Source organism: Sphingobacterium kyonggiense (assembly GCF_039536825.1).
Taxonomy (GTDB): Bacteria; Bacteroidota; Bacteroidia; order Sphingobacteriales; family Sphingobacteriaceae; genus Sphingobacterium; species Sphingobacterium kyonggiense.
This window is the reverse complement of sequence record NZ_BAAAZI010000004.1, coordinates 618554-635868: the sequence shown is the minus strand read 5'-3', so window position 1 is coordinate 635868 and position 17315 is coordinate 618554. Positions and strand designations below refer to the sequence as shown.

Genomic DNA, 17315 nt, shown 5'->3' with positions numbered 1-17315 from the left:
ACCGTTCAATAACCTCTCCTTTTGTTGGGTTTTTCATGGGAAATTCTTTCTGATTTCTTGGTGCTTTCAAGGGGTTTTATTCGATACTTATTCGGATCTCCTTCGGAACTCCTTCGGAACTCGTTCGGATCTCGTTCGGTTAGAAGCGAACGAGATCCGAATAAGATCCGTACGATATCCCTAGAAATTCCCTAGGTGTATCCAAGCAAACTGGAGCTTAAATAGTATTTAGTACGGAGTATTTAGTAGTTAGACCTATGGCAGGATAGCAAATTTGTTATTTACCACTCAGAGCGAAGATGAAGGAACTTCCAACTATGCACATCAGAATAAGTAAAAGAATTGAAATATAGGTAGATAAGGTGCGGTCGAAGCATGCTTCGACCCTACAGTTATGGTTGTTATCGTCAATAATTTCACGATTGTTTGTAGGGGCAATGCATGCATCGCCCGCTAATAGATAATATTTTTATACCTTAAGTCTCTGGTCTGTTGCCTCTAAAAACAAAAATCGGGCGGACATTCCGTTCGTTCTTGTTAGGGATAAATCCCTTTCCTCGAACTCACTCAGTACTGCCCCAACCTAACGTACTATCTAGAGAGTTTGTTATTTGACATTTTATAGTCACCTTAAAAGGGTGTTTAGTATCAAGTTTTAGTAATTAGACCTATGGTGGAGTTGCTATTCCAACCCAGGTCTAAATACTAAATACTATATACTTTATACCGCCCGCAGGGCATCTTACTGCACCGTTGTTCCACCGTCTACTGGTAAATTAACGCCAGAGATGTATTTGGCATCATCGGAGGCTAGGAATAGTGCGGCATGCGCAATGTCCATGGCATCACCGGGACCTTTTAATGGAACGATGGATTTGATATATTCTTTGTATTGCGGATTCGTTAAATGGGGTTCGCTCATTGGGGTCATGATATAGCCTGGGTTGATCGCATTGACGCGGATTTGGTATTTGCCAAAATCAACAGCTGCAGCACGGGTAATGGCTGAGGTTGCTCCTTTGGATGCAGTGTAGGAACCTGGACCTGCCATACCAGTTAAAGCTGATATAGAAGAAATGTTGACTATACTTCCGCCTTTTTCTTTCATATGTGGCAATACAGCTTGCATGCCCAACATAATGGAGTTAATGTTGATATTATATGTTTTTTGCCAAAGATCTTCTGTTTGTTCTTCAAAAGGTTTCGGAACGGAAATACCCGCATTATTGATCAAAATGTCGATTGAGCCAAAATGTTCCATAGCAGTTGGGACAACTTGCTCGAACCAAGTATTTCGATCGGAGACATCATGCATAATGCCGATAGCTTCTTGTCCTTGGGATTTTATTTTCGAAACAATAATATTGAGTTTTTCAATTTGTATATCGGTTAGGACTACTTTAGCGCCTTCTTGAGCAAAAAGATAGGCCATTGACTCTCCCATACCGGAAGCTGCTCCGGTAATAATGGCGACTTTTCCTGATAATCTCATAAGATTTGTTTTAATGTTTTTCTTTTAACGAATTACGACCTTTTATCGTTCCAATTCCATGATCGATGTTACTTTCTTAAAGGATTTTTTACACTTAATTGTTTTGAGAAAATTGAAATAAAAGGTGCGGTTTATGGAAAGGGGGGTAGAAATAAAAAAGCCGAATATCAATTTCATATTCGGCTTTTGTTCTTAATAAAGAATAAGTTCTTTTTATGCTTTCCAGGCAATTACAGAGATTTCGATATTTACCTCTTTAGGAAGTGTTTTTACCGCAACTGTTTCACGTGCAGGTTGATTTTCTGTAAAATAACCAGCATATACTTCGTTTATTGTAGCAAAATAATCCATGCTGCTTAAAAAGATAGAAGTCTTCACAACATCCTCATAACCATAACCTGCATTTTTAAGGATTTCACCGATGTTTTTTAATACTTGGTGTGCTTCATCTGCTACACCTGTATTGATTAACTCCATGGTCTCCGGAATTAATGGGATCTGTCCCGATACATATAAGGTTTTGTCTGCTTTTACCGCCTGATTGTAAGGACCAATAGCTGCTGGTGCTTTGTCGGTATTTAAAATTTCTTTCTTAGACATAAGATTTTCAGGTTTAATTCTTTAATCAATTTTATTTTTTTTGAATACCAAGAACAAGAATTCCTGCCTAGTATTCATGGGTAAATATACGATTAGCGGATGGCATTTTCAACAACGCTCAACATTAACTAACTTGCATTATGAAACTTAAACTTGCCTATTCCAACGGGAAAATATTCGATGCCTATTCCATACATGAGGGCAAAGCATTATTGATAAATAATGGACATATCGAAGGAATCGTTTCGGAAGATGAAATTCCGGAAGATTATCAGATTCGAGATGTTCAAGGTGCTAATATCTGCCCGGGACTGATTGATCTTCAGATATATGGTACTGGTGTTGATCTCTTCTCTTCGGAGTTAACTAAGGAGTCTTTGCTCAGCATTGATCAGCAACTCTTGGCTCAAGGATGTACTTCCTATATGCTTACTTTGGCTACAAATACCTTAGAGGTTTTTGAAGAAGCTATTCGTGTTTTTCGTGACACAAAAACAAGAGCAGCTTTGGGCTTACATTTAGAAGGTCCTTTCCTTAATCCCAAGAAGCGAGGTGCACATCCCGCTGAATTGATACAACAAGCGACAGTGCCTATTTTGAAAGGTTTGTTAGATGGGAATTCAGATGTGGTGAAAATGATGACCATTGCACCGGAGTTGGTGGAACAGGATTGTGTGGATTATCTGAATGAGCAGCATATTTTACTTTCAGCGGGTCACAGTATGGCAACCTATAGTGAGGCGACACATGCTTTCGACCATGGTGTGCCAACAACGACACATCTATGGAATGCGATGTCTCCTTTACAGCATCGGGAGGTTGGTTTGCCTGGTGCGGTATTTAACCATGCTACTGCATGCGCTTCTATTATTGTCGATGGTATTCACGTGGACTATGAAGCTGTTAAGATCAGTAAAAAAGCAATGCAAGAGCGTTTGTTCCTGATTACAGATGCTGTAGCGGCTTGTCAAAAAGGAATCTACAAACATATCTTGAATGAGGATCACTATGTACTCCCTGATGGAACTTTATCGGGTTCAGCATTGACTTTATTGCAAGCCGTAAAAAATTGCGTAGAAAAGGCGGATATTCCTTTAGATGAGAGCTTGCGGATGGCTACGCTGTATCCATCAAGGTTAATTAATCGAACAGACTTAGGAACCTTAGAGGTAGGAACAGTTGCCAATGTGTTAATATTTGATGCAGATTTTAAAGTTAAAACGGTTGTTTTAGAGGGCGAAGAGCTGTAAGGAACTATAAAGAATGAGTTACAATTTGAAACTGCGGATATAAAAACCGTAGTTTTGTAGGTTAGCAGATAAGTGTATATGAATAGAAGATTATTTCAATTTTGTTTTTTAATCCTTGCCGTAGCGATTATGGCTTCATGTGGATCGAAGAACAAACAGGCAAAAGTATTGGAGCAACCTAAGGCTGAAGTTGCCCAAGGGACGCAAGTACAAACTCCAGTGACCGATCAGGAAAACAAAGTAGCAGTAAAACCTGGTGCAGATGTAGCAAAGAAAAAAAGCGAAGCAATAAAGGAGGCAATAAAGAAAGAGTTCCGTGCCAATCTTCCTGAACCTCCAAGAGAGTTTCGTGCTGCTTGGGTAGCAACCGTAGCAAACATCAACTGGCCAAGTAAGAATAACCTGAGTACAGAACAACAAAAACAAGAAGCTATTGCGCTTTTGGACCTGCTGAAGCAGAATAATTTTAATGCAGTTATTTTTCAAGTACGTCCTTCAGCGGATGCTTTATATAAATCCAATTATGAGCCTTGGTCATATTTCTTGACTGGTTCAATTGGTAAAGCACCATCTCCATATTACGATCCTTTGGAGTTTTGGGTAGAAGAAGCCCATAAACGCGGATTAGAATTACATGTATGGTTGAATCCGTACCGAGCTCACCACTCCAATGGTGGCCAGGTAACGAGTGAATCCATGGTAAATAAGGCATCTGATTATGTTGTTCGTCTACGTAATGGCATGTATTGGTTTGATCCAGCAAATCAGAAAACGCAAGACCATGCTTCCAATGTGGTGATGGATATTGTAAAACGTTACGATATCGATGGTGTTCACTTTGATGATTATTTCTATCCTTATGCTTCGTATAACGGTGGTGGAGATTTTCCAGATGATGCAACTTGGTCAGCATACCGCAGATCGGGAGGTAATTTGAGCCGTTCAGACTGGCGTCGTGATAATGTTAATAAATTTATTAAACGTATCTATACCCAAATTAAGGCAGAGAAGCCGGCAGTTAAGTTTGGTTTGAGTCCATTTGGTATTTGGAAACCTGGTTATCCAGCAGGGGTTACAGGTTCATCACAATATGATGAATTGTATGCCGATGCTAAATTATGGTTAAATGAGGGTTGGATCGATTATTTTACGCCTCAACTGTATTGGCCAATCAATCCGCCAAAACAAAGCTTCACGGCATTGTTGAAATGGTGGGAATCAGAAAATACGCATAAGCGCCATTTATGGCCAGGACTGAATACGGTGGCTGTTTCCACATCTAATCGTGTTCAAGAGATCAAGAATCAAATTGAAGTAACACGTGAGGTTATACCAAACAGTACAGGAGCAGTTCACTGGAGTATTGCAGGATTGACAAAGAACCCTTCTATGTTGAAAGCGCTTCATGAAGGACCATATAGTCAACCGGCATTGGTTCCAGCATCACCTTGGTTAGCACACAACCCTATTCTTAAACCAACCTTGTTGTTAACTAAACAAACAAGTTCAGTCTTTGCGAAATGGTTGCACAAGCAGCCAGAGCAAGTGTTTAAATGGGTAGCTTATGCCCGATATGGAAACACTTGGGATGTGGAGATCTTTGATGCGCCACAAACAGAATTCAGTTTCCCTAAAACAAAGAATGGTCAAAAGTTAAATGCTATCGCGATTAAACCAGTAGACCGTTTAGGAAATGAAGGTGATTACATAGCAGAAGAAGTGACAGAATAATCGCTGTTATAAATAGAATTGGAAAGGCTAAATCGAAAGATTTGGCCTTTTTTGTTACAAAGGGATGTAAGTAAGTGCTGCGATGAATAGGATGGAGACTTTAAAATTACTTGACATAATTACTCTATTTAATTAACCATATGATGAAGTCTGGTTAATATAGGTTGATTTACATTTGTTTATGAAAAATTTTAAAGAACTAGGATGTTACTCAAACGTGCAATGGAGCATGAATATGACAGGTCTACTAACAATGGTTGCGGATTTATGCAGTAAGGCTGAATTTTCTTCGATGTATGTTACATTATTGAGAAAAAAGTTCGTTTTAACTTGCGGTCTTGTGCGGTTTTTAATAATAAAATTAAAAATAGTGCATTAGATTTAGAATTATTTATTAATATTGTTTTAGATACAAACCTACTTCCCGAAAGGGGGTGAAAAACAAACTATACTAAATTATTCAACTAAATTCTAAATTATGAAAGGAAGGCTACTTCTATTCGTTATTGGGCTAATTTTTATTAGTTCCAATCTCTATGCCCAGCGCAGCGTTTCAGGGAAGGTGACGGGTCCGGATGGATCACCTTTAGGGGGCGTTACGATAGTAGAGAAGGGCAAATCAAATCAAACTTCTTCGAATGCCAGTGGTAATTTCACGATTAATGTTTCTGATGGTGCTACGTTGGTATTCCGTTCGATTGGCTTTGTTACAGCAGAGCGTCAAGTGACTGGGTCTACGTTGAATGTTTCCTTACGTGAGGATAAATCAGCTATCGATGAGGTCGTAGTTACGGCATTTGGTATTGAGCGTGATCGAAAATCTCTTGGATATTCTACGCCAAAGGTTTCTGGAGAAGAGGTGGCAGAAACACAGAGAGAGGCTTTTTTTAATGGTCTTCAAGGTCGTGTTCCTGGCTTAACAGTCAACTCATCAAATGGTTTACCAGGTGCATCAGCGCAAATCGTATTAAGAGGTTTTGTTTCCATCTCTGGAGATAACAACGCCTTAATCGTGATTGATGGTGTTCCAGTGGATAACTCAACGGTCAATGAGCACGATATGGTCCATGATGGTACAAACCGGGAGAACGATTATTCTAACCGTGGGATAGACATCAACCCTGAGGATATCGAGAGCTATGTCATCATGAAAGGTGCAGAGGCTACTGCTATGTATGGTAGCCAAGGTGCGGGAGGTGCTATCTTGATTACCACTAAGAAAGGTAAAGCAGGAAAAGCAACAGTGAGCTACAGCTATTCAGGTCGTATTGAAAAGCCTTATCGCTATCCAGATCGTCAGTATGTATACTCTCAAGGTACGAACGGAGTATATACTGGAACTTCTGCTTATGCTATGGGACCTAAGTTTAAAGAAGGAGAACACCTGTTTAAGGACAATGCCCAAAACTTCTTTAGAACTGGTTTCAACCATAAGCACAATGCGACTATTGAGGGTGGTTCTGATGCGATAACTTACCGTTGGTCTAACGAATATTTTGACAACTACGGTGTGGTTCCTAATACCGCTTATCAACGATTTACTTCCAGATTGACCGGAACGACTAAAATTAATAATAAGATTGATGTAAATACCACATTCAGTTATATGGATTCGCATAATGATAAAGCGAATAAAGGGGATGCTGGTTATTTAATGACATTATTGCGTTTTAACCCTAGATGGGATGTTCGGGATTGGATTGATGAAGGTGGTAATCGGGTATTGCATAGTTCCGATATTTACAATGAATTGGATAACCCATTCTGGGATTCCTATAAGAACAGTGCATATGATGATGTAAACCGTATCTTAGGTAATACACAATTTAATTACAAACCGAATAAATGGTTGAGTTTACAAACGACTATTGGTTTGGATTATTCTTTTACCAATGGTTTCAAGATTTACCATGGTCAATCTTATAATGGTTCAGGTAATTCAAGTGATCCAGACCTTGGAGAAATGTATGTATATACCCGTACTGCTAACATCTTGACGGGAACTTTCCGAGCTTCAACAAGACATTCATTTTTCGAGAAAAACTTTAGCTTACAAACCAACTTGACGGCTAACGTTTATAATTATTATTATAACACGGATTCGCAGTATGGTAGAAAAATGTATGATCCAAATTTTTATAACATCAACAATACGGATCCTGAGGAAAGAAAAGCGAAGAACAACATAGACCGTAAGCGCAACATCGGTGTGGGATTACAAGCGATCATAGGCTATAAGTCTTTATTGTACCTAACACTTACGGAACGTGTAGAAGGGGCTTCCCGTTTAATGCCGAATAATCCAGTATATACCTATCCATCTGCATCTATTGCCTTCAACTTTACCGATATCAGCGGCATTAAGGAGAATTTGAGCTGGTTAGATGAAGGTAAATTAAGAGCCTCCATTTCGAGAACAGGTAAAGAGCCATTCCGTTCTTATGCTACTCGTTCAAACCTGGAGACTCAAATGACCTCTGGTGGTGGTTTTGCATATAGCGTTTATGGTGGTAATGCAGACCTATTCATAGAAACTACGGAAGACGTGGAGTTTGGTACTGAACTAAGCTTCTTTAAGAGAAAGTTTACCTTAGATTATACGCATTACAGACGTCGTAGTATTGACCAGATCTTCCAACCTCGTTTAAGCTATGCTACTGGTTTTATCTTGAAGACCATCAACGGTGGTGTAGTAGAAAGTAAAGGGCATGAGATTCAAGCTAACGTAGTTCCAATCGAACGTAAGAATTTCAAATGGAATTTGACATTCAACTTTACGCAACAAGAAAACATCGTTAAGTCATTAGCTAAGGACCTTCCTGAAACTTACGATTCGGATACCTGGTTAACTGGTGGTGTTCGTTCTGCTGTATTTATTGGTAAAAGTATGGGCGCTATTTCCGCTACACAATTTAAGAGAAATGATCGTGGTGACATCTTGATCAATCCACAGTCTGGTCTTCCATTACTACCAACAGAATCTTCTTTTGGTTATGTAGGAGATCGTATTCCTGATTTTACATTGGGTATTGTAAATAAATTCCGCTATAAAGACTTTACACTTAATTTCTTGTGGGATACTCGTTTTGGGGGAGATGTTTACAACTTGTTAGATTATCGTCTTTATACTTTAGGATTAAGTCACCAGACTTTAGATCGTGAGCAACCACGTGTTGTTCAAGGGGTATTAGAAGATGGTTTGGAAAATACAGCTAATCCAACCCCAAATAATATTGCGATTACACCTTATTATTCTTCAGGATATTATTACTCAAGTGTTACAGGAGAAAAATTTGTTGAAAAGGATATTTGGACAGTGAGATTACGTGATATCACGCTTGAATACAGATTGCCAAGAAACAAGATTCCTTTCTTAGGTTCAAAATCGGATTTATCTTTCTTCTGTACGATGACAGATTTAGTGTTGTTCACCAACTATACAGGTTTAGATCCTGAGTCTAACTCGAACACACCTGGTATTGGAGGTATTGGTGGTTATGGTATTGATTATGGTAATATGACCAGACCAATAGGTGTGAACTTTGGATTAAGGTTGAAATTATAAAACGAGCATTATGAAAACGAAAAGCATATTAATCCTACTTATCGCTGCTTTCTCCTTGACGGGGGTAAGTTGTAAGAAGTTTATGGATATCAATTTTAGCCCCTCTTTTCCACAAGAGGTATCTGCAGAATTGTACTTATCACCAATAATATATCAAATTGCCAATGGTTATGGGCAAGATCAGCGTATCATCAACAAGTTTACTCAAGCGATGTTAGGCTACTCTACTGATCGGGCATCCTATATTTGGGAACAACACAGTTTTCCAGGTGGTATTAGCGATGTGGGAGGTGTAATGTGGCGTATGGTGTATTTTAACCACGGTAAAAATCTAGAGAACTTATTGGCAGACGCAAAAGCTAGTAAAAAGTATGAGTTTGCTGCAATTGGTTTTGCTATTAAGGCATTCGATTATCAGTTACTTACCGATTATCACGGGCCTGTTGTTTTAGACGGTGCCTATGAAGAAAAAAGGTTACAATTCGAATATAAAGATCAACCCGATGTTTATAAACGTGTTCAATTATGGTGTGATTCTGCTCTTTATTTTTTAGATCAAAAGAGTTTCTCGGATAATAAAGCCCTATTAAACAAATACGATTACATCTACAACGGTAATATGGAGCGTTGGAGAAAATTCATTTACGGGGTCAAAGCGATGAATTATGCGCGTTATATCAACAAACCTGATTTCATTCAGAACTATGCGGATTCCGTAATGAAGTATACAGCACTTTCCTTCAGTTCTGAGGCGGATAATGCGACTGTTAAATTTACAGGTACGAATTCCAACAACTCCAATGTATATGGACAAGATCAAGCTTTGTTGAATAGTTCCTATTACAACCGTGCTGGCGCACCAATCTTAAGATATTTAACAGGAGGTGTGCGTGGAGATGTAATTGATGAAGCAAAATCTTCTTCTGATCCACGTTTATCTAGAATGTTGAAATTTAATGCAGATAGTATCTATTTGGGTGCTATGCCTGATGGTAGAGCTGCAAATACAGCAGTTCCTGCTGTTGGAAATTTCTACATGTTCAAGAACAAGACAGACTTTCCTATCATGACTTATTCACAGATGCAGTTCATCCGTGCGGAAGTGGCTTTGAAGAAAGGGGAAAAATCTATCGCTCATGAGGCTTACTTAAATGGTATCCGAGGGCACATGACTTTTGTGAATAAATACACACAAATCAGAGATGAGAATGCCGATGAAACGTTGAATAGAACTGTTATAACGAATCCAGAGATTGAGGCTTACATGGACTCTACAGAGGTGGCACAGACTCCAGAGGAGCTAACCCTTACCGATGTTATGGGACAAAAATACATTGCTCTATGGGGATGGGGAGGTTACGACATTTGGGTTGACATGCGGAAATACAAATATGATCCGATAATTTTCAGACAATTCGAACAACTTTCCGGAGTACAGTTATTCCACAATGATTATACGTATCGCGTAAGACCACGTTATAATTCAGAATACATGTGGAATGCTGAGGAGCTTGAAAAATGGGGGGCAATGGAACCGACGTATATCATTAAACCCCTCTGGTTTGTATTGTCGGATTATTAACAGTTTAGATTATTAGAATATGAAAAGATATTGGTTTGTCGTGTTTATAGTAGGCTTAATGGGCCTGGCGACGATACATAGTTGTAAGGAGGAAGAAATCAAGGATTTTGGTTCCGTTGAATATATGGACGGTAATAAATCCATCGTGAAGATCAATATGGCTTCGGTTTATCCTGATGACCGTTATATGTATGTGAAATTTAATGACGTTCGTTATACTCCAAAGATTCGTGCTCGTGAGCCTTATCCGGGAGGTGGATATAACACGAGAGGTCCTTCGAGTTCGGAATTCCTGATGTTAGAAGGTGGTGATGTGGATGTGAAGGTTTGTTTGCCAAAGAAAGTTGATGATGGTTCAGACTCGTTGGTTTTATACCAAACGAAAGTGAATATTAAGGGCGGAAGTCGTTACACCTTTCACGTAGCGGATACTGGAGCAAACACAAGAGTGATTCCTACAGAGGAAACATTTGCCATGCCTGATTCTGCATATGCTTCTTATCGCTTTATCAACTTGATTCCGAATATGCCGGCAGTAGATATTTACTATGGTTTTTATTCTACCGCAGCGTCTGGCCAAAGACCTGACTTGGATTCGTTGGTGTTTAAGAACGTAAAATATGGTGAGATTTCCGAAACGGTTTTACTGAATCGCTCTGTTACGCGTACATGGAAAGTGAGACCTGCAGGAGCGGAGGTGACAAATGCAACCGTAGTAGCCTTTTATGCGAATGCTGGTTCCACATTGAATCAACGTCAGTATACGGCTTTTGCTTTAGGCTGGGCGGGTCAAACATCCACCATCATGAAACCCTATATTTCATTTATGTTAGTTCGATAGTTATGAAAAAGAAATATTTAAAGATATTCTTAGGCGCGGCAATGGCCTATACGGTTTTATTCTCAGCGCAAAGTTGTAAAGTGAGGGATGACTATCCGGAATTTGATCCTCCTGTAGAGGAGGTGCCAGTGAAAGATACCATTCCACCAGATGATATAAAGACAGCTTGGATACAACGTATCATGGATAATACCACGTATATAAAAACTTTCCAGATGGATACTACGCAGACTATCGCCCCTGGATTTGAATATGTACATACGCGATTTATCAATAAGGAAAACTTATCCATTAGTATGCATATCCTTGAAATCGATATGTCGAAAACTAAGGTGACCATGCAGACCTTAACGCCATACAACGATTATTTGTTCTCGGCACAACATCTTCCTGAAATGATTCCATTTAATCAGGTGAGTGCAGAAGGTAAAATTATAGCGGCAATAAATGGAGATGCAGCTACTTCAAATGAGCCTACGGGTTCCTATGTTAAGTTTGGCCGAGTAATGAAGAAGAATACTTCTAAAACCAGACCTTACATAGGCGTTCGCAAAGGATCTGATAAGATCGAGTTTTTTAATAGTCCAGATGCTACCAAGTATCCTGTACCGGAAATTGACTATACACAAATTAAACACCTTGTTGGAGGCAGTTATTTCTTGCTTTACAAAGGAAACAATGTAAGCACAACTTCTAGTGGGGCTGCTCGTATTGCTGTAGGAATTACACAAGATGAATCGAAGATTTACTTGGTAGCTACTGATGGTGTTGTAGCGAATTTCTCAGCAGGGGTGGCACTAGACGATTTACGAGATATTATGCGTGCATTAGGCTGTTATACGGCTATGCAACCAACCAGTGGGAATGTGACATCATTGACTGTTCTTGATGTTTTAAGTAAAGAACAACAATGGATTAAAAAGAACATTACACCAGCATTAGCTGCAGCTCCTAGTGGAATTGGTTTTGTCGTAAAATAATTTGTTGTTAATATTTTAAATATAAACCAGGTTGATCATTCAGCCTGGTTTTTTTGTTTTATACCAATTCTTCCATTAGCATTCAACCATCTAGAAGTTATAGGTGTATTTTGACTTTACATTAGGTGTTTAGTCACATAAATGTTACTTAAATGTGTTTAAATTACACTAAGTAATGCAACCGATTGCATTGTAAAACCATCGCTATTAGCTAATTAAGCAGTTTTCCAGGGTTTTTAAGGAAGTATATAGGTAATAGTAAAGTTCTGCTTTATGCGGTTTTAGCAAATTGATTTGCTGAAAATGACGCAAAAGCTGTAGCGAATTGCTTTATTGTGCGTTATTTCTATTAATTTTAGGGAATTTTTAGCAGTAAATCCGCAAAGAAACGAAATCAATACTTTATGAGAACCTTCTTAGTTCACACTTTATTACTCGGGGTTTTATTAACCAACAGCTGTGGCACAAGCAAACGCAAACCTGTGACTACTCCAAAAGATTCTGCAACAAAAGAAGCATTAACCGCTAAGGTTATTGTTCCTGCTGCTGATCAGCTATCTGCTTACCTTCCGCTATTGAAAGGAAAGAAAGTTGGATTGATGGGAAACCAAACTTCTATTGTTGGAGCTAATAAAGAGCATTTGGTTGATGTACTTCTTCGTGAGAAGGTTGATCTTAAATTTGGCTTTGCTCCAGAGCATGGTTTCCGTGGTGATATTGAGCGTGGTGAAAAGGTTTCCAATGATGTTGATCAAAAAACTGGATTGCCATTGTTTACTCTTTACGGTGGTAATGCAAAACAAGATTCCATTGTTCAGTCTATTGATGTCATGATCTTTGATTTGCAGGATGTAGGTGCGCGATTCTATACCTATATCACTTCCCTTCATCGAGTAATGGAATTATGTGCTAAGCACAATAAAGAACTGATTGTATTAGATCGTCCAAATCCTTGTGGTGATCAAGTGGATGGTCCTGTTCGTAAAGACGATAAATTTAAATCTAATGTTTCTTATCATAAGATTGCTATGGTTCACGGATTAACTGTCGGTGAATTGGCGAATATGATTAATGGTGAGAAATGGTTAGAACAAGGAAGACAATGTAAGGTTACAGTTATTCCTGTTCAGAACTATACTCATGATAGCCAATATGATTTACCAGTAATTCCTTCACCAAGTTTGCCTAATGCATTATCGGTGCGTTTGTATGCATCCTTATGTTTATTTGAAGGAACGGATATTTCGGTAGGCCGTGGTACAGATTGGCCATTCCAAGTGGTTGGTTTTACCAATCCGGTGTATGGTGATTTTACCTTTACCCCTGGAGAGAAAGCAGGCATGGTAAAACATGTGGAAGGAAAAGGAGCTACCAATTATGGATTAGACCTTCGTAATCTAAATCCAGCAGATCAGAAATTTACCTTGAAGTATATACTTCACTTCTATAATAAGATGCCAGACAAATCGAAATTCTTTGCACGTGCAGAGTTCTTCGATAAACTAGCCGGTACAGACGAATTACGTAAGCAAATCATTGCAGGAAAGACTGAGGCGGAAATCCGTGAAAGTTGGAAACCTGAATTGATGGAATACATGCAAATGCGCAAAAAATATCTACTCTACCCAGATTTCAAATGAAAAACATGTGGATGGCTCAATTAGATTGGGCCTATTCGCGTTTCGGGATAGGGATTTAAAGGCGTAGTGCCAAACAATATTAATTCGAGTCGAATTCTACAAGATTTTGAAGAATAGACCAGATTATGATAGCAACAAATTATTAATTATTAATCATTAAGCAATGCGAAGACTTCTACTCTTTTCTCTCGCTCTGGGTCTAACAATGCCGAGTTATGCATCTTTTGCTAATAACTCCGCAAATATGATCTTAGGAAACACGGCGGGTTGGACAAAAGCCACTGCTGTTTTGCAGAATACCGTAACAGGTACAGTTAGCGGGCCTGATGGCGTGGTAGCTGGTGCTACGGTAAGCGTAGTGGGCACAAATTCGACCACCGTAACGGACGGCAATGGTAAATTTACCATCGCAGCAGCCGTAGGTGCCACATTAAGAATTTCTTATGTCGGCATGGAAACACAAAATGTAACCGTAACTGGTAGCACCATGAATGTGACTTTATCAGAGTCCAGCGATGTGTTGGATGAGGTGGTAGTTGTGGGATTCGGTGCGCAGAAAAAGCAACACTTAACAGGTGCTATCTCATCAGTAAATGTGGAGAAGACCTTAGGCTCTCGTCCTATTCCTGATGCAGGTCGCGGTTTACAAGGTGCTGTACCAGGTTTATCAATCGTTATTCCTTCTGGGGAGGTTGGTTCTGATCCGATCATGAAAATCCGTGGTCAGGTAGCATCTATCTCTGGAGGTAGTAATCCATTGATATTAGTGGATAACGTTGAAGTTCCAAGTATCAACGTGATTAACCCGAATGATATCGAAGATATCGTGGTGTTAAAGGATGCGGCTTCAGCATCTATTTATGGTTCTAAAGCAGCTTTCGGGGTAGTATTAATTACGACCAAAAAAGGTGCTAAATCTGAAGTACAAAACATCACGTACAACAACAACTTTTCTTTCCAATCACCATTCAAGCCAATTGATATAGCTGGTGTAGATGGTTTGGAATATACACTAGAGGCTCATGAAAACATGAATGGCTCAGGCCCTGCTGGTGGATTCTGGCGTGTTAGTCGTGAAAGCTTTGAAAAAGTTAAAGAATGGCAACAGAAATACGGTAGCAGTATTGGAAATTCCGATCCTGTAGTATATGGACGTGACTGGTACTTTGATGGTGTTGACAAATTCGGTTACCGTTTATATGATCCAGTGGATGTTATGATCAAGGATAATGCGATGACCAACATTCATAACCTTGGCCTTAATGGAAAGTCTGGTGGGACATCTTATAACTTTAGTGCTGGTATCCTGAACCAAAATGGTATGATGAAAGCTGCAGAACATGACGATTTCAAACGTTATAATGCGACTTTAAGTGTATCGACCAAAGTAACGGACTTCTTAACCATGCGTGGAAGTGCAATGTATTCTAATGGTACAAAACGTTATGCCAACTCCGCAACAGGATTTACAGCTGACCCTTGGTTATATCTTTACCGTTGGTCTAGATTATTCCCAATTGGCGTTCAAGAAAATGGTGTAGACATTCGTGATCCTTATTTCGACACTAAAAAAGCACACACAGCTTCTAAGATTGACCGTTATACTAACTTAAACTTAGGTACAACTGTAAATATTCTTAAAGGTTGGGACTTCAATGCTGATTATACCTTCAGTGCGGAAAACAATGGTAACAATTCATCTATGCCAACGTTCAGAGGTAAGAGCCATTGGTATTCACCAATTGCATGGAATGACAACGATGGCAATCGTATCTATGTAGATGAAAATGGGAACCCTACTGATAATGGAGGTATACCAGGATTTGAATTCCCATCGGAAACCTACATTACGAAGGCTCAATCCAATATCTACAAACGTTCTTTTAATTCAAAAAGACATACTTTCAATGCTTTCTCCACCTTTGGTAGAAAATTCGGTGAAGACCACGATATGAAAGTGATGTTAGGAACTAACATCGTTGCTTTTGAGTGGGTAGATCACTATGCTAGAAGAACGAATCTAATTAACGAAATCAATCCGCAGTTTGACTTTGCTACTGGTGTACAAACCAACGGTAGTAATACCAACTGGGATTCACAAGCAGGTTTCTTCGGAAGGTTAAATTACTCTTACAAAGAGAAATACTTATTCGAGACCAGTTTAAGATATGATGGTACTTCCAAATTCCCATCAGATTTACGTTGGAGATGGTATCCTTCAGTTTCTGCGGGATGGGTAGTGTCTAATGAAAGCTTCATGGAGGACATCAAAAATGTATTAAGCTTTGCGAAATTCCGTGGATCATGGGGTAGTATTGGTGACCAAACTGTTGGGAATGCATTGTATGTTCCTACTATGAGCATTGGTACAAACAACTGGTTAGATGGTTCAGGTAACTATTTCTACCAATTGGGTACACCAGCAAACGTTCGTGACGATATTAATTGGCAAGATATTGAACATTTAAACGTAGGTGCTGATTTTAAATTCTTCAATAAACTGGGAGTAGTATTTGAATGGTATCAAAGAAGTACCAAACACATGATTATCCCAGGAGAATCACTTCCAGCAACTGCAGGTACATCAGCAGCACGTGGTAACTTCGGTAATTTGAGAACACGTGGATGGGAATTAGCAGTAGATTATTCGCATCGATTTGATAATGGTTTAAGATTGTTTGGTAATGCGAATATTGCTGACGCGATCACCATTACAACCAAAGGTTTACAATGGAACCTTCCTTGGGAAAACCGTGGTGTAGGTGGTGGATTTAATACCGGCGCTCGCTATGGAGATATCTATGGTTATGTAACGGATCGTTTATTCCAAAAAGACGATTTCATGTATGATGCGAATGGTGATTTTATCCCTGTTACAATTATTCATGAAGGATCTGCAAAGATTACCAATCAATTAGCAGGTGAAAATCCGATTTACCAAACTTACTTTGAAGATGGAAACGTCTTAAAAATGCACCCAGGTGATGTAAAATTCGTAGATGTGAATGGGGATGGATATATCACGCCAGGAAAAGGCACAAATGGTGATCCAGGTGACCGTGTCGTTATTGGTAACTCAACTCCACGTTTTGACTTCGGTATGCGCTTAGGGGCAGAATTTAAAGGATTTGACTTGTCAGTATTCATGCAAGGTATTGGTAAGCGTGAAATCTGGGGAGCTGGTCAATTAGCTATTCCAGGTTACCACGTAAAAGATGGTGCAATGCCACAAGCAATTGCTGGAGACTTCTGGAAAGAAGACCGTCCAGATGCTTTCTACCCGAGAGCATGGAATTTAGGAGGTGCTAATGAGGGCTACGTGATGCGTCCGCAGACTCGTTACTTATTAGACATGTCTTATTTCAAAATCAAGAACATCAATTTAGGCTATTCTATTCCTGGATCTGTTTTGAAGAATGCTCGCTTGAAAAATGCACGTGTGTATGTGTCATTAGAGAACTTCTTCACATTTGATAATTTGAGAGGTTTACCTATTGATCCAGAGGCAATTTCTGGAAACAGCATGCTATTGACAAATGGAAACTATAACCTAGGCCGTACAGGAACTGGAAACCCATCGTTTAAGTCCGCTTCCTTTGGTATTCAAATAGGTTTATAATTTATAGGAGGATAT

The 17315-nt window shown here is 39.2% G+C and carries 10 protein-coding genes; 8 read left to right on the top strand and 2 right to left on the bottom strand.

Features of this window, described 5'->3' with window-relative positions; genetic code table 11:
- Positions 1 to 742: 742 nt before the first annotated feature.
- Complete coding sequence (locus ABD676_RS03785) at positions 743 to 1492, bottom strand: SDR family NAD(P)-dependent oxidoreductase (protein ID WP_344673335.1); 750 nt, start codon at positions 1490 to 1492, stop codon at positions 743 to 745.
- A gap of 213 nt (positions 1493 to 1705) precedes the next feature.
- Positions 1706 to 2092, bottom strand: coding sequence for a RidA family protein (locus ABD676_RS03780; RefSeq protein WP_344673334.1), 387 nt, complete (start codon positions 2090 to 2092; stop codon positions 1706 to 1708).
- A 140-nt stretch (positions 2093 to 2232) separates the two neighbouring features.
- Between ABD676_RS03780 and nagA the strand changes: the two genes are divergently transcribed.
- The 8 genes from nagA (at position 2233) to ABD676_RS03740 (ending at position 17300) form a co-directional block, all read left to right on the top strand.
- The gene (gene nagA, locus ABD676_RS03775; RefSeq protein ID WP_344673333.1) at positions 2233 to 3342 is read left to right on the top strand and encodes an N-acetylglucosamine-6-phosphate deacetylase; all 1110 of its coding nucleotides are present in this window, start codon (positions 2233 to 2235) and stop codon (positions 3340 to 3342) included.
- 78 nt (positions 3343 to 3420) lie between these two features.
- Positions 3421 to 5073, top strand: coding sequence for a glycoside hydrolase family 10-like protein (locus ABD676_RS03770; RefSeq protein WP_344673332.1), 1653 nt, complete (start codon positions 3421 to 3423; stop codon positions 5071 to 5073).
- A gap of 478 nt (positions 5074 to 5551) precedes the next feature.
- Positions 5552 to 8638 (top strand): SusC/RagA family TonB-linked outer membrane protein, encoded by a 3087-nt coding sequence (locus ABD676_RS03765; protein WP_344673331.1) that lies wholly within the window; start codon positions 5552 to 5554, stop codon positions 8636 to 8638.
- A 10-nt stretch (positions 8639 to 8648) separates the two neighbouring features.
- Positions 8649 to 10220 carry a SusD/RagB family nutrient-binding outer membrane lipoprotein gene (locus ABD676_RS03760; protein ID WP_344673330.1) on the top strand — a complete coding sequence of 524 codons (1572 nt, stop codon included), beginning with the start codon at positions 8649 to 8651 and terminating at the stop codon, positions 10218 to 10220.
- Between the two features lie 19 nt (positions 10221 to 10239).
- Positions 10240 to 11061 carry a DUF4397 domain-containing protein gene (locus ABD676_RS03755; RefSeq protein WP_344673329.1) on the top strand — a complete coding sequence of 274 codons (822 nt, stop codon included), beginning with the start codon at positions 10240 to 10242 and terminating at the stop codon, positions 11059 to 11061.
- Positions 11062 to 11063: 2 nt separating this feature from the next.
- Complete coding sequence (locus ABD676_RS03750; protein WP_344673328.1) at positions 11064 to 12041, top strand: phosphodiester glycosidase family protein; 978 nt, start codon at positions 11064 to 11066, stop codon at positions 12039 to 12041.
- Between the two features lie 404 nt (positions 12042 to 12445).
- Entirely contained in the window at positions 12446 to 13681 is a 1236-nt protein-coding gene (locus ABD676_RS03745; protein WP_344673327.1) for an exo-beta-N-acetylmuramidase NamZ family protein, read from the top strand.
- A gap of 244 nt (positions 13682 to 13925) precedes the next feature.
- The gene (locus ABD676_RS03740; protein WP_344673326.1) at positions 13926 to 17300 is read left to right on the top strand and encodes a SusC/RagA family TonB-linked outer membrane protein; all 3375 of its coding nucleotides are present in this window, start codon (positions 13926 to 13928) and stop codon (positions 17298 to 17300) included.
- Positions 17301 to 17315: the final 15 nt, after the last annotated feature.

What these genes read in the sequence shown, in the direction of transcription:
- ABD676_RS03745 (WP_344673327.1), top strand. Translation starts at nt 12,446, where the DNA reads ATGAGAACCTTCTTAGTTCACACTTTATTACTCGGGGTTTTATTAACC.
- ABD676_RS03750 (WP_344673328.1), top strand. Translation starts at nt 11,064, where the DNA reads ATGAAAAAGAAATATTTAAAGATATTCTTAGGCGCGGCAATGGCCTAT.
- nagA (WP_344673333.1), top strand. Translation starts at nt 2,233, where the DNA reads ATGAAACTTAAACTTGCCTATTCCAACGGGAAAATATTCGATGCCTAT.
- ABD676_RS03755 (WP_344673329.1), top strand. Translation starts at nt 10,240, where the DNA reads ATGAAAAGATATTGGTTTGTCGTGTTTATAGTAGGCTTAATGGGCCTG.
- ABD676_RS03770 (WP_344673332.1), top strand. Translation starts at nt 3,421, where the DNA reads ATGAATAGAAGATTATTTCAATTTTGTTTTTTAATCCTTGCCGTAGCG.
- ABD676_RS03740 (WP_344673326.1), top strand. Translation starts at nt 13,926, where the DNA reads ATGATCTTAGGAAACACGGCGGGTTGGACAAAAGCCACTGCTGTTTTG.
- ABD676_RS03760 (WP_344673330.1), top strand. Translation starts at nt 8,649, where the DNA reads ATGAAAACGAAAAGCATATTAATCCTACTTATCGCTGCTTTCTCCTTG.
- ABD676_RS03765 (WP_344673331.1), top strand. Translation starts at nt 5,552, where the DNA reads ATGAAAGGAAGGCTACTTCTATTCGTTATTGGGCTAATTTTTATTAGT.
- ABD676_RS03785 (WP_344673335.1), bottom strand. Translation starts at nt 1,492, where the DNA reads ATGAGATTATCAGGAAAAGTCGCCATTATTACCGGAGCAGCTTCCGGT.
- ABD676_RS03780 (WP_344673334.1), bottom strand. Translation starts at nt 2,092, where the DNA reads ATGTCTAAGAAAGAAATTTTAAATACCGACAAAGCACCAGCAGCTATT.